The organism is Aquitalea pelogenes, assembly GCF_041914625.1.
Taxonomy (GTDB): domain Bacteria; phylum Pseudomonadota; class Gammaproteobacteria; order Burkholderiales; family Chromobacteriaceae; genus Aquitalea; species Aquitalea pelogenes.
Window position 1 is genome coordinate 209,136 of sequence record NZ_JAYSDA010000001.1, and the last position, 12,750, is coordinate 221,885.

A 12,750-nucleotide genomic window follows, 5' to 3' on the forward strand; every position below is an offset into this window, starting at 1 on the left:
TTTATTTTTGTAAAACAAAAGATATTTTATTATTTGCTATTGTGTTTTGCATTGTATTTAATACAATAAAATAACTAACAGGAGAAAATTATGGATATATACAGAATAGTTGGCAATATACCACGCGGCGAAGGATTGCTTATTCAAACAAAAGAGTTTGGCATAATAAATGAGGATGGATTAAAAAAAAGAATTCTTGAACTTGTTAATGAGTTTATGAAATCAAATAAAGTAGATAAATCAGATACAACTTATGATCTATGGGATTGGGAAAGTAATAACTCTGAATTAAATTGTGATTACGAGTTTTACACAGACATGATTTATGACATCGTTTCAGGTTGTACAAGTTGTGAGATTTCACCAAGAGAAATTGAAATTGGAATATTAGAAGCTTTGGTGAATGAAGGATTTGTAAAAAATGGATTAATAAAACAAAGTCACTTTGCTAAAGATAAATATGGTGACAGAAAAATATCAAATGAAAGTCTTCAGCGAGTAGTAAAAACAGATGAAGTTCTTTTACATCATGATGAATTAGTAGAATTGCTTATAAAGAGTGGATTGGTTGTTGAAATTGATGAATTTACAATTCAATTAAATAAAGAACTAACAAAAACTTTATCATCACACTTGGATTGAAATCAAACAAAAATAAAGGCTCAATTTGAGTCTTTTATTTTTTCAAACAAAAGATATCTTCTTTTTTATTTGCTATTGTGTTTTGCATTATTTTTCTTATACTTAAAACATAATAAGGAGAATGAGATGAAAAATACAAAAATAATAGTTTGTGATGTTCCAGAGGATTTATTCAAAAGAAATGAACCTGAAACTGTTCTTGAATACAAAGCAAGAATGGCAAAGTACCACAATCACCCAGGACTACTAAATCAAGAAATTGCATCAATCCAAGAAGAAGATGTTGAACACAATTATCAAACTTTTGGTGATACAAAAGAAGACAGGTTAGATGATTTTTGGTACGAAGATTCTGATTCAGCTATTGAAGACTTAGAAAGAAATAGCAGTGTTGGAAGAGAACACTTCAAGAAATCTAGATTTCAGTATTTCAGGGATGTGGATTTTGTTTGTGAAGTTGCTTGCAGAAGTGACTATCAAAACTTGAAATATTGCTCAAAGAAAATGAGAGACAATGCTTATGTAGTTTATTCAGCAATGTTCATGTGTGATGAGCATCAGGAAAGATTGACACTTATTTATGCATCAAAAAGACTACAAGATAAAGTTAATTCTTTAGTAGAGAAGAAAAAAATTAGAATTCATGAGGCATTGCTAATTATTGCAAACATAGAAGCAAAGGTAAATAAATACAAAGAATCATTTGGTGATTCAGAAGAAGGACAGGAGGAATAATCATGTTTTCATGGCTAAACAAAAAGAATGAGATAAAAGAAGATAGAAAATTAGAAATGGTTCAGGATGTTATCAGTAGATTAACACTAAAATATCCATCAATCAGAGGTGACTTGAAAGTTGTTCAGGATTATTGGAAACACAATATGACTGAAAGAGAACATGCTATGACTGAAGCTAAAATTCAAAATTCATTTCAGCATAGAAAAATGGAAGTTCAAATGGTTTCACACTTCCTGCTTTCAGAATTTGAAAAGAAGAAAATCACATCATCAACAATTGCTGAATTAATTGAAAGAAGAATCAATCCATTAAGAATAACTGTTAGTTTTCTATATGGTGACAAAGGAGAAATGGAAGGTAAAAGATTGAGTTATGACTTGAATATAAAAGAACTTCTTGAATTATCTAAAATTGATGCTTTTTATGCAACAAAAGTTCTAGCAACAATAAGTTATATTGCTTATTTGATAGTAATGAAAGTAGCAACAAATGAATTCCACACATAAGAAAAGCCCCATCAGGGGCTTTTTATTTGAGTAGAGAACCATTTTTGATTGCTGCATCAACTAGAGCTTCTAGCAACTCTCTCTGAGTAAGATTGTGAACCTGGCACAGTGCCATGAAGTAAGTCTTGGTTTCACCAGATACAGACACATTCACAGGTTTCAATCCATCCTTCTTATCGTTGTCTCTCTTCTTCTTCTGAGCAAGAGCAAGTTGAACCTTGCGATCCACACCAGAAGAGGGACGACCTACACGACTAGCAACTTGAAGTTCTAACATCACAATCACCTTTTTTGTTTATTACATAAGATGATTGTTGCGTACTATTTTTACTTCATCAACAAAACAATAAATAAAAAGATTAGTGAGTCAACAAAAAGACGCACAAAAGAAGAAGCCCCAACTTTTCAGCAGGGGCGAACTTCAAACTAAACTAAAAGAATATGATACTAATCATTTTGTAAAAACAACTAGCATTCATCAGTGTAGCAACAAAAAATCTTTTTGCAATAGATATCGAATATTTATTTTCCTGTTGTGTTTTGCATTGTATTTCTTAAAATTATATTAGAACAGGAAAAAATAAAATGTATAACATAGAACATGTATTAATCTTACTTTCAAACTACAACAATATTGCTCAAGTCAAATACTTTCAGACTACAGACATGAAGCACAACATCACCATCAAGTTTGTAGACCTAACAGCCAAGCACCTAAAAGCCTATACCTGCAAGGAACTCTACACCCTTGCTGAACAGACTCTAACCAATCACAAGTGACCAGGTAGCCACCTGGACGACCAAAACACCCCAAAAATCACACCTGATTTGCTTAAAAAAGTGGCACACCTTCAGGAAGGTACTTTTTAGGCTCTACGAGGCCACGGAGTCTTCAGACATCGTTTAGCCCATCCGACCATGAGATCGTGCAACACAGGCCGATTGTGGAGGTCGATTTTTCAGCCAACAACCCAAAAAATCAAAAAAACATATTTTTATTATTTATTTCTTGTCTATTGTGTTTTGCTTTATTTTTCGTAAGATAAAGTATAACTAAATGGAAAATAAAATATGAAAGAGAAAACAAAAAGAAAAATAGAGTTGTCTTTGTTGGTGGTAGCAGTATGGAGCATTTTGTTATTTCTCACACATGAAGATAACAATACAATCAAAAGCAACACAACACAAAAAGAAGAACAGGCTGTAAAAAATCCACCAAGAGAAAGGGCTGTAGGTGGAGCAATATTTCAATAACAAGGAGAAAAACATGAAATATGTAGATAGATTAAAATATGTATTATATGCAGTAAAAGAATTGGTGATGATGTATTTTGTAGTGTGGTTGATTTTTGTAGCATTTCCATATGTTGTTTTATCAATGGTAAATCCAAGCTACAACAGCATATATTTCCATTTCTTAAATAAATATCACACTGTTGGAATACTCACATTGTCATTAATATTCTTTAGTTTGAAATCAAGAAAATACTGATGGAAAAACAAGGGCTTCACTATGAAGCCTTTTTTATTTTCAAATTTATTAAATTTGCTATTGTGTTTTGCATTATTTTTCGTAAGATTATTTTATAACTAAAAGAAAAGGGAATTTCATGAAAAACCAAGAATCTACATTTGAAAATGTTTTAACTTTAGCTGCTTCAAATCAAGAGAAAGACACACCATACATTCCAGAACAAAGGGAAATGTTATTAAATGGCATCATTGCTGCAAAAAGAGAAAAAGAAAAAGAAAGTGAAATTAAGACTCAGGCAACAATAAAAGAAAGAATTAAGTATTTTAATCATGAACATGGTTGCTTGTCATATTTAAGTGTTCATTTTGAAAACGATGGAACAATGATAATTTTCTTCAATCAAGTTAAAGGTTGCACCAAAGTATATGAAGGAAAAGCAAAGTATTTTAATGAGTCAGATTTGAAAGTTTTGCTTCAGTATGGATTTAGTAAGTTGTTCTACAACACAGACATGAAGCCATACAAAACAAACGGATTGGAAGAAGAGTATTTACAGGTAATAAATAAATAAGGAGATAGTATGAGTAAAAAATCATTCAAAGAAGAAGCAAGAAAAATAAATTATGTTGAAGCATTTGTTTATGCCGCAAAACATCCTTGGTTGAAAAAATTTGCCGAAAGAATTCAAAGGGAATTTACAGACGAAAACGGTAAATGCTTTGGTGAAGAAGTAGTTATCTTGAACACTCAGTTTGCTTACTTCATGAAAAATGAGCTTGAAGATGAACACTTCAACCCTGAAAAAGAATTCTTGATGTTTACCGATAGAGAAGCGGTAATCATTGATGAAGTAGCACAAGCAATCAAAGTAAGATTTACCTTAGACAGAAAAACAGGCTTCATCTACAAGCAGAGAAATCTTGCCTTGTACCTGGACGAGCAACCAGGAGCAAACAACCCATTCATCACCATTGAAGACAACATCAGATGGGCCAATGTTGCAATCATTTCTAAAGAGTCCTTGATGAACAAGAAGAAAAACAAAACAGTCAGAGTAAGTCCATTACTTGTAAGACTAATAACAAAAAACAACTAAGGAAATAACATGAGAAATAGAATAGATTTAGACACAATAAAATATCATACAAAAGAAGAAGTATTAAACTATGCCGATGAATTTTGGCCTAGTGAAGAACTCTCTAAGTCAGTTAGTAACATTGATGATTTGAATAACACTATTGACCTTGGAAACCATGACAAGGAAACCGTTAAACATGTCATTAATAACCTTGGAAAATACTATTTTTTACCATGCATCAAGCATGAATATTTAGCTGATACTCAGATGATGATTGAACATCTACATCAAAATGATTGGATGTATGTTCCAATCTTTAACATCACAAGAGATATTATTGATTCAGATGAGTTCTTGAAACAATTAGTTATTTTGCAAGCAGAAGCAAAACAATATTTATCATATGGATTTGATTTTGGATGGTATAACGGCTTTATGAGTGATGAAGAAATTGAAGAAGAATTGAACAACAACATCAAACAATTCCAAGATGACTATCAAAAAGAGTTGCCAAAATTTGCTGAACAACTAAGGAAAACCGTATGGGACACCATAAACAAAGAGAGAGCAGAATAAAAAAAGGGACTCAAGCGAGTCCTTTTTTATTGGGCTTCTAGCAAGTTCAAGTCATATCCCTTGTTAGTGATTGCCAAGCGTAAGGCTGCATCATGCAGTAAATCCCTTACACCATCATCAAGGATGATTTCATACCCATCATCCACATCAATATCAAAGTCTTCACCCTGGAAGCTGTAGGTGGCCAAGATGCCCACTAGGTCAGGAGTAGTGCCATTGACTTTGCAACGATTGATTTCAACCAGGCAAGCACTGTAGTTCACATAGTCAGTATAGAGATTGAGAGTAACACCCACACCCAAACCATCAATTTCAAAATCATAGTAGAGATTGGTTGCCTTGTAGTCAGGCTTTTTTCCATCAAAACAATAAACAATTCCTGTTTCACCAAGTTCAAGAACTCTCTCAATCACATTTTTTCTTAAAAGTATTTCTTTCATATCATTCCTTTTTAGTTGCTGTTCTTAGATTATATGAAATCAAAACAATAAGTAAATGAATAAAGATATCCTATTTTTAATTTGCTATTGTGTTTTGCTTTGTTTTTCTTACAATTAAAAATATAGCTATAAGGAAAATATAAATGAAAGAAGAAGAATTATTATTAAACAAAACATCAAAAGAATTCAGAGAGTCAGTCAAGCAAGTCATTGCATTTATTGAACAAGCAAAAACAATATATCCTGATGTCAATTTCAGCTACAACATAGAATATAGCCATTATGACCAAGGCCAAGAATATATAGATTTATTCCTTGACTTATCCATCTTTGAAGAAATTCCAATGGATTTGTTTATGTTCAGTTACCACTTGTCTAAAAGAAGAATAAAGATTGACACATTGGATTCCCAACTTGAAAGCTACAGCAGCTATTTTGATGATGTAAATGCCTACCAAGCAGTTGAAAACTTCATCAGTGGAGTGGAGTACAAACTAGCATGGCTTCAATGGGAGATAGATAACGACTGATAGAGCCACGCCTTGCCATGCATTCAGTTCAACCAGGAAGAGGACTTGTAGAAGTCCTTTTTTCATTTCTGCATTACCCTGGCTTGCGCCGCCCCTAAAGGGTGCTCATGTTCCGAGAAACAAGACGAGCTTGTTCTTGCTACCGCATCAATCCAAAAGAAAAATAAATAATTATTCAATCATAAAGATATCGACTTTTATTTTTTCTATTGTGCTTTGCATTATTTCTATTATACTTATTATATAACTAAAAGGAAAAATAAAATGAGAAATATCTATACAATCAATATGTCAAATAGAAACTACAACATCAAATCTACAGAGTTCTTTTCTCTTACAGATAAAAGCTATCAAATCGCATTACTTAAAACATTAATCAAAATTGAACATGATGCATTATATGTTGATGAATTAGAGCATGTAATGTTCTTTGTAAGAGACTATAGAGTGATGGAAGAAAATGACTATGATTTTTTCACACTAGACATCACTATTGATACTAAAGTTGATTGCTATACTTTATCCTTCAAATATTACTACGATAGATCATTTCAAAAAGACCAAATAACAATTGATCTAATTAGCAAATCTGGGTATGTGTATGAAAAACACTTCTTCCTTTCTTCAGTTGATGATGCTCTTAATGTGTTTTTAGATGGAATCAATGACTATCTAAATGGAGTTGTTGAGAAAAATAAACAAAACTCCTAATAAATGAAAAGACTCGCAAGAGTCTTTTTTTATTTTATCAAACAAAAGATATCGACTTTTGTTTTTGCTATTGTGCTTTGCATTATTTTTATTATACTTATTATATAACTAAAAGGAAAAGTAAAATGAAAACCGAAATCGTAAAAATCAAAGTATATAACCAAAACAGCATTTATCCTGATGCATACACCGGCTTCTCAATCTATGAAGTTGAAATCTCAGCAGAGGGAAGAAAAAACTTTAGATTTGATAATGCTTGTGAAGATGGAGAATGGTACACCGTTTCAAGATGGGAAAGAGAAGATGGAAAAATTGACAAATACACAGCCATCTTAGAAGAAGCTAAAACCAATGGATTGAATGATTGGTTAAACAAATAAAAAAGGGGGGAACCCCTTTTCACTAAAAACTAAAACAATAAGGATAAGAAAATGAAAATAATTAAATGCCATGAAATGCTTAAAGAAGACAAGAAAATCACAATCACAATAGAAATCCATCCTGAACATCTAGAAAAATATCAAGACATGATGTTTTCAGATAAAAAAGAATTCTATGAAAAATTTAACAAGGAAGAAAAACGTATTGTTAATAAATGGGAAAGATATTATGGAATCCAAGTATCAGAAGTAAAGTATAAAAATTTACCATAAGAAAGGGGATTGCCCCTTTTTTGCTATCCATCATGAAATAACTATAAGGAGAAAAATCATGACTCAACCAAAGAAAAAATACATCACATTAAGCACACTCAAAAAAATCTTCACTGATAAACACATAAAAAAGCATTTTCCACATCCTGAATTCATCCATAGAGAAAGAGTAGGTTGTGAAAATTTCAAGGTAGATATGAAGATGTACAGCCTGGATGCAGTCCTTGAAGCTATCACCAATGGAGTGCCCGCCAGGTTAAAACTCACTGATGACTATGAGCATTACCAAGTGCTACAGAAAGCAATCCTTGTTGCCAAACTAGAGAAGAACCTAGTTAAAACTACTACCAAACAAAAACCTAACAAGATATGAAAATCTACAAATAAAAATGACTTCCTAGAGAAGTCTTTTTTTTCAAATAAGGATATCCATTAATAAATCAATCTATTGTGTTTTGCTTTATTTTTCGTAATATATAATTATAAATTAAGGAAAAATAAAAATGAAAAACATGAACATCAATCACCATGAATTATTGAAAGTCATCTTTGCTTGCAAATACACCAAAGGAATGTTGAGAATAACAAACACACTTAATAAGGAATGGGACTATCAACCAAACAGCCAAGAAGTATTTGAAGGACAAGTAGTAGTTCATTTTGGAAGTGTTTCAATACTTACCATCTACTTTAAGAAAGACACATCAGTCACTTTCCTTGTGCAAGGTTCAGAAAAAGAGATTGCACAAAAGGCAGCAGATTTCATCATCCAAGAATCCACTAGAGCTTAAAGGATGATGAGCATGACCCATGACATCAACACCATCCTTCAGGTAGTCCGTAGATTCACTACAGCAGCCATAGATGGCACTGACTGGACTCATACCACTACCACCAGGAACAACACCATCAGATCCCGTTTCTTGAAGCCCTATGTGTCTTCAGAAGGGAAGATGAAGCACAACGGCGCCGATGGTTACACCGTTCATTTTGATGATGGATACCCAACCATCACATACAACGATCCAAGGACAAGGTTCATGTTCAAGAAGAACGACCAGGAACTAGAACTCAAGCTTTGGAGCTTACTTACCAACACTCATACTAATAATAAAGGAGAAAATCATGAGTAAAACTAAAAAACTATTTTCAGTAGTTGAAATGAAAAAAGCAGAAAAAGAAATCAAACAATATCTTCACTGCATCTACCCAAGCAATGAGCTACAAGAAATATCAGAACAAGGCTTTTTGAATGAATTCATTGCAGTTTTTCAAGCTGCAAGAGTATGGGAATTGTCAATCAAAGATTGCTATGAAATCGCAATTTCTGAGTTCAATAGAGATACATCAGAAGATAAAAGACATTTTAAAAATGCAGCACAATTTGGCTTATGCCCTAACTTCTAAATAAAGGAAAAACTATGAATATTATATTAAAAGAATTTGTCTATCCTTCATTGTCATATAGAGATTATTCAGAATGGAGAAATCCAAGAGCAGTTATTGATGAATACTACTTGCCATTATTAAATTCTGAAATGTCTGAAGATGATAGAAAAGAAGTAATTAAAGAATACAAGGCAATCACTCAGAAAGAACTTGATGAACTACAAGAGCATTTACGATTTATGTATTACTCTGATAACTAAGCACAAAAGAAGACTTCATCTAGAAGTCTTTTTTATTTTGTAATTAACAAAAGATATCGTCTTTGAAAATAATTAAATATTTTTGTATTTGCCTATTGTGTTTTGCATTTTTTCTGTTTTAATATAAGTATATACAAAAATTAAACAAGGAGAAGAAAATGATATTTTTAATTTTAGCAATCATCGGTTTAACATTATTAGGTTTTGACAGAATTGTAAAAACATTTTGGGCTTTTGCTGATGCAATCCATGACGTTTATGTAGCAATCAAAAACAACTAATCAATCAATCATAAAATAATAACTAGGAGAAAATTATGAAATTAGAACAATACTTAGCAACAGTTGAATTATCACAAGAAGTTTTAGAAGGTTTAAAAAATATTCAATTGGTAAAAAAAGAAATCATTGAGAACACACCAAGAGCAACAGCACCATCAGTCAATCAAAAATTTGAACAAATGATTGGACGTGTTGAAAGAGAAGAAGTGCTTAACTACATCATCTTCTTACAAGAAGAAGGTTATTCAAATTCTGAAATCTTAAAAATGGAAGAAGACTTTGATTACATGTCTGATGATGACATTAAAGATTTAGTTGGCTTTGAATTCAAAGAAAGAAACTTTTGCTTTTCAGTATTGGGAGCAAAAAGAGCAAATAATTAATCTGTATATATTGATTTCTTCTTTTAATTTTTGTATATATATAAAGTAAAAGGAGAAATTATTATGGAAGATGAAAAAGAAAATAGAAAATCATTCTTTTTTCGCACAAGCAAGACTTCAGCATCAATAATGTATGAATTATCAAAAGCATACAAAATGAGTGAAGCAGCAGTCATAAGACTAGCATTAAAAAATGAATATGAAAAATTTACAAATAAAACTAAAGGAGAAGAAAATGAGTAAATTCAAATTAAATAAAGCATTAAATAGAAAACAAGTGGTTATTTTTGTGAGCCTTGAGGGTGGAGTTCTTAAATCTACAAGTGCTGATAAATTGGTTTCAAAATTAAGACAAAAAGGTTTCAAGGTTGCATTTTGGGATGCTGATCCTTCAAATAAATACTCAAACTACAAGAAAAATAAAACTAAAGATGCCAAGGGGAATATCATTGATGATGATCAATTTACTGGATGCATAAAATTAGACCTTAAAAAAGAAGCAGCAAAAATTGTTAATGCTTCTGATGTTGAAGCTGATTTTGTTGTTATTGATCTTCCTGCAAATAAAGCTGAAGAGTCTGTATCAGGATTAAAAAGTATTTCAGAATTTATATTGTCATTCACAGATGATTTAAGTAACTCAGATGTTGTGTTTTCAATACCAATTTCAAATGATAAGTGTGTCAGAACATTTAACACAGTTTATTCATGGACTAAAGGAATTGATGAAGAAGAAATGGTTCATCCAATAAAAATTGTTTCTATCATTAATACCGGATTCATGGGCGATAATGAAGCATCACTTGAAAAAACAATGAACTTATATGAAAAAGACCAGTTCATTGAATTAATGAAAAATGACTCAAGATTTAACTTCAAAGAGGTTGAAATGAAAGGTTCTTTTGATGATAGTGGCTTAATGAAAGATTTATTAGAAGTAACTAATCTTGGCGATGCAATGAGCAACTTAAATAATCATGCAACCAATATTAGAAGAATGTTAAATAAACATAATGCTGACGCAGAAAATCTTATAGAACAATACTTAGATAATCCAATTGTTGAAGAGTAATAAAAAAAGGCCCCGTAAGGGGCTTTTAATTTATGTTTATTGTTTTAATGCTGATAGCTTTAGTCATCAATTCAAAAGCAATGTTTCCTTGTTCTTTTATTATGAAATCTGTTGCTTTAAAAATCTTCTTCATTGGTAATTTGTTTTTTCTTGCATTGTATAGAACATGACCAAATAATAATAATTCATTATCAGAATATTCTTTTAAATACTCTCTATCTTTTTGATAAGATAGATTAGCATCAACACCATTCCAATTGAAACCAGATGGAACTTGCTTGATTTCCACACCTAGAGATTGAGCTACATCATCCCACCATTCCCTAGAAACACCTCTCTCTGAGCTTTCAGGGGAGGACACCACCAAACCTACACCTTGACTCTTCTCTTGCACTACAGGGGCTTTAACCACCTTGTCAGGCATAGGAGTAACGGCTGAACCTGGAACATCATCACCACCAGGTTGAACAGGGGAGCTATCGCCCTTGTGTGTTGTGTCTATATGGCTAGTTATGTCGTCCATACGGGTAATGACAGTAGAAGGGGAAAGTGTTTTTCTCTTGATGGCACTCATATAGACACTAACCATATTCACAGTTGCATTACTAAACCCTTCTTCATGCAACATTTCACACACCAACTTATAGAACGATGTTTTTGATGAACGAGTTATAGGCTTCAATTCAGAGACAAGGCTTTGGTAGTTCTTTTCAAGAAAGAAATACAAGTTCTTATCGCCAATTGCAACCAATTGACTCTTTTTATTATTTATCTTGTCTTCAAATGAAACCATATTAACCCCTTGCACGACTTATGTATGTAATAACCTTTGCTCTATCAGAAACATCAAATCCACTTCTACTTAATGCATCACAAATCAAGTTTATATAGTTGATGCCATACATCTTGCACAATGGCTGAACTTCTCTATCCCATTGATTGATGTATTTCTTTAAATATTTAGTAAGTTTTAAGTCGATAGCAGAGTCTATTGACTGATTTATGTTTTCTTGCAAGATGTTTTGAACATTACCTTCTAATGTTTTGCACAAATCATCATCCAAGTCTTCAGTTTTAAACTCATCAATATAATTCTTTTTTTTCTTAATTCTACGAATATACAAACCAACAGTTGATTCATTAACTTCATAACCATTACTACAAAGAAGATTTGCAACTTCCCTATAAAACGATAACTTCCTTAAACGACATGCAGTAATAAACTCACCCATCAGTTCATTGAAAATCAATTCCAAAACAAAAGAAACATTTGTCACACCCTTTTGTTTTGCAACCAATAACTTCCTTTCACATATTTTCTTGTAAAAATCATCAACTTCATTTTCATTCATATTATTTCTCCATATTGTTATTAAACAATACGAAAATAATACAATAAAGTCAATATATTGTAATGAATAACATAATAGATGACTAATGACTTATTAATGAATGTATAAGAGTCAATTAATGATTGACTAAGAGCATATTAATAACCTATTAAGAACCTGTACTTTTTTGTCTCCTTGTGTAATTTTTTTAATGTTTTTCATTTAAAAATTAGATAAAGAACTAATCGAACATGTTCTGGGTTGCCGTGGGCTTATCTCGTGTTTATTAATGGTTTTGCAAGGTAACTCTTGCATTTTCTTTTTATTTTGTTATAAGTAGACAGAAGAAAAAACTAAAATAAAAGGAAAATAATATGAAAGTAGTCAAAGTAGAAGATGAATTCTTCATGGATGCAAAGTTAGCAGGAAAAACATTTAATCAACATCATGCAGATTTAAAACGAAATAATAAGAATGGTGAATTGAAGATTGCAGAAAGAGAATTGGAAAAAATTAAAGAGTTGCAGGTTTTAGTTCAAGCCATGACTGAGCAAAGAAAACAAGATAGATTACTTGTTGATAGTCTTTTTAAAACAGTCAAGCTACAAGAGCAAAAAATAAATGCTCAAACAGATGCAATAGAAAAACTTACTGATGTTTTAACAAAAGCAATAACAAGAAGATAA

25 protein-coding genes are annotated in these 12,750 nt (G+C 31.6%); 21 read left to right on the forward strand and 4 right to left on the reverse strand.

All coding sequences use genetic code 11. The features are described from left to right. The first annotated feature begins 90 nt into the window (after positions 1-90). The 3 genes from ACE3SE_RS00980 to ACE3SE_RS00990 all read left to right on the forward strand — a co-directional run bounded on the left by ACE3SE_RS00980 (position 91) and on the right by ACE3SE_RS00990 (position 1,886). Positions 91-642, forward strand: a complete 552-nt coding sequence (locus ACE3SE_RS00980; protein ID WP_374553355.1) for a hypothetical protein — start codon at positions 91-93, stop codon at positions 640-642. 126 nt (positions 643-768) lie between these two features. Continuing rightward, positions 769-1,377, forward strand: coding sequence for a hypothetical protein (locus tag ACE3SE_RS00985; protein WP_374553357.1), 609 nt, complete (start codon positions 769-771; stop codon positions 1,375-1,377). Positions 1,378-1,379: 2 nt separating this feature from the next. After that, positions 1,380-1,886, forward strand: coding sequence for a hypothetical protein (locus ACE3SE_RS00990; RefSeq protein WP_374553359.1), 507 nt, complete (start codon positions 1,380-1,382; stop codon positions 1,884-1,886). Between the two features lie 22 nt (positions 1,887-1,908). Here the strand turns inward: ACE3SE_RS00990 and ACE3SE_RS00995 are convergent, their stop codons facing one another. Next, positions 1,909-2,163, reverse strand: a complete 255-nt coding sequence (locus tag ACE3SE_RS00995; RefSeq protein ID WP_374553361.1) for a hypothetical protein — start codon at positions 2,161-2,163, stop codon at positions 1,909-1,911. A gap of 794 nt (positions 2,164-2,957) precedes the next feature. Here ACE3SE_RS00995 and ACE3SE_RS01000 point away from each other — a divergent pair. From ACE3SE_RS01000 to ACE3SE_RS01020, 5 genes are all read left to right on the forward strand, one after another. Continuing rightward, the gene (locus ACE3SE_RS01000) at positions 2,958-3,140 is read left to right on the forward strand and encodes a hypothetical protein (RefSeq protein WP_374553363.1); all 183 of its coding nucleotides are present in this window, start codon (positions 2,958-2,960) and stop codon (positions 3,138-3,140) included. Between the two features lie 13 nt (positions 3,141-3,153). Continuing rightward, positions 3,154-3,378: a hypothetical protein gene (locus ACE3SE_RS01005; protein WP_374553365.1), complete on the forward strand. Its 225-nt coding sequence runs from the start codon at positions 3,154-3,156 to the stop codon at positions 3,376-3,378. Positions 3,379-3,496: 118 nt separating this feature from the next. Further along, positions 3,497-3,931, forward strand: a complete 435-nt coding sequence (locus ACE3SE_RS01010) for a hypothetical protein (protein WP_374553366.1) — start codon at positions 3,497-3,499, stop codon at positions 3,929-3,931. 9 nt (positions 3,932-3,940) lie between these two features. Then, positions 3,941-4,456, forward strand: coding sequence for a hypothetical protein (locus ACE3SE_RS01015; RefSeq protein WP_374553367.1), 516 nt, complete (start codon positions 3,941-3,943; stop codon positions 4,454-4,456). Between the two features lie 9 nt (positions 4,457-4,465). Then, complete coding sequence (locus tag ACE3SE_RS01020) at positions 4,466-5,014, forward strand: hypothetical protein (protein WP_374553369.1); 549 nt, start codon at positions 4,466-4,468, stop codon at positions 5,012-5,014. A 26-nt stretch (positions 5,015-5,040) separates the two neighbouring features. Here the strand turns inward: ACE3SE_RS01020 and ACE3SE_RS01025 are convergent, their stop codons facing one another. Then, complete coding sequence (locus ACE3SE_RS01025) at positions 5,041-5,454, reverse strand: hypothetical protein (RefSeq protein WP_374553371.1); 414 nt, start codon at positions 5,452-5,454, stop codon at positions 5,041-5,043. A gap of 143 nt (positions 5,455-5,597) precedes the next feature. Between ACE3SE_RS01025 and ACE3SE_RS01030 the strand changes: the two genes are divergently transcribed. From ACE3SE_RS01030 to ACE3SE_RS01085, 12 genes are all read left to right on the forward strand, one after another. Next, positions 5,598-5,984 (forward strand): hypothetical protein, encoded by a 387-nt coding sequence (locus tag ACE3SE_RS01030; protein ID WP_374553372.1) that lies wholly within the window; start codon positions 5,598-5,600, stop codon positions 5,982-5,984. Positions 5,985-6,248: 264 nt separating this feature from the next. Continuing rightward, the gene (locus tag ACE3SE_RS01035; protein ID WP_374553374.1) at positions 6,249-6,695 is read left to right on the forward strand and encodes a hypothetical protein; all 447 of its coding nucleotides are present in this window, start codon (positions 6,249-6,251) and stop codon (positions 6,693-6,695) included. Between the two features lie 125 nt (positions 6,696-6,820). Further along, positions 6,821-7,075 (forward strand): hypothetical protein, encoded by a 255-nt coding sequence (locus ACE3SE_RS01040; RefSeq protein ID WP_374553375.1) that lies wholly within the window; start codon positions 6,821-6,823, stop codon positions 7,073-7,075. 51 nt (positions 7,076-7,126) lie between these two features. Beyond that, a complete protein-coding gene (locus ACE3SE_RS01045) occupies positions 7,127-7,348 on the forward strand; it encodes a hypothetical protein (RefSeq protein WP_374553377.1) in 222 nt (73 codons plus the stop codon). 58 nt (positions 7,349-7,406) lie between these two features. After that, the gene (locus tag ACE3SE_RS01050) at positions 7,407-7,721 is read left to right on the forward strand and encodes a hypothetical protein (RefSeq protein ID WP_374553379.1); all 315 of its coding nucleotides are present in this window, start codon (positions 7,407-7,409) and stop codon (positions 7,719-7,721) included. A gap of 130 nt (positions 7,722-7,851) precedes the next feature. Beyond that, complete coding sequence (locus tag ACE3SE_RS01055) at positions 7,852-8,139, forward strand: hypothetical protein (protein WP_374553380.1); 288 nt, start codon at positions 7,852-7,854, stop codon at positions 8,137-8,139. A gap of 12 nt (positions 8,140-8,151) precedes the next feature. Further along, positions 8,152-8,481 (forward strand): hypothetical protein, encoded by a 330-nt coding sequence (locus ACE3SE_RS01060; protein WP_374553382.1) that lies wholly within the window; start codon positions 8,152-8,154, stop codon positions 8,479-8,481. After that, positions 8,474-8,755 carry a hypothetical protein gene (locus ACE3SE_RS01065; protein WP_374553383.1) on the forward strand — a complete coding sequence of 94 codons (282 nt, stop codon included), beginning with the start codon at positions 8,474-8,476 and terminating at the stop codon, positions 8,753-8,755. The genes ACE3SE_RS01060 and ACE3SE_RS01065 overlap by 8 nt, the downstream gene beginning before the upstream one ends. Before the next feature lie 14 nt (positions 8,756-8,769). Continuing rightward, entirely contained in the window at positions 8,770-8,997 is a 228-nt protein-coding gene (locus tag ACE3SE_RS01070) for a hypothetical protein (RefSeq protein WP_374553385.1), read from the forward strand. Between the two features lie 316 nt (positions 8,998-9,313). Further along, the gene (locus tag ACE3SE_RS01075; protein WP_374553387.1) at positions 9,314-9,661 is read left to right on the forward strand and encodes a hypothetical protein; all 348 of its coding nucleotides are present in this window, start codon (positions 9,314-9,316) and stop codon (positions 9,659-9,661) included. 63 nt (positions 9,662-9,724) lie between these two features. Next, positions 9,725-9,904, forward strand: coding sequence for a hypothetical protein (locus tag ACE3SE_RS01080; RefSeq protein ID WP_374553389.1), 180 nt, complete (start codon positions 9,725-9,727; stop codon positions 9,902-9,904). After that, a complete protein-coding gene (locus ACE3SE_RS01085) occupies positions 9,897-10,733 on the forward strand; it encodes a nucleotide-binding protein (protein ID WP_374553391.1) in 837 nt (278 codons plus the stop codon). The genes ACE3SE_RS01080 and ACE3SE_RS01085 overlap by 8 nt, the downstream gene beginning before the upstream one ends. Positions 10,734-10,758: 25 nt before the next feature. Here the strand turns inward: ACE3SE_RS01085 and ACE3SE_RS01090 are convergent, their stop codons facing one another. Together ACE3SE_RS01090 and ACE3SE_RS01095 are read right to left on the reverse strand one after the other, a co-directional pair. After that, positions 10,759-11,526 carry a hypothetical protein gene (locus tag ACE3SE_RS01090; RefSeq protein ID WP_374553393.1) on the reverse strand — a complete coding sequence of 256 codons (768 nt, stop codon included), beginning with the start codon at positions 11,524-11,526 and terminating at the stop codon, positions 10,759-10,761. A gap of 1 nt (position 11,527) precedes the next feature. Further along, positions 11,528-12,085 carry a hypothetical protein gene (locus ACE3SE_RS01095; protein WP_374553395.1) on the reverse strand — a complete coding sequence of 186 codons (558 nt, stop codon included), beginning with the start codon at positions 12,083-12,085 and terminating at the stop codon, positions 11,528-11,530. Positions 12,086-12,438: 353 nt separating this feature from the next. Between ACE3SE_RS01095 and ACE3SE_RS01100 the strand changes: the two genes are divergently transcribed. Beyond that, positions 12,439-12,750: a hypothetical protein gene (locus tag ACE3SE_RS01100; RefSeq protein WP_374553397.1), complete on the forward strand. Its 312-nt coding sequence runs from the start codon at positions 12,439-12,441 to the stop codon at positions 12,748-12,750.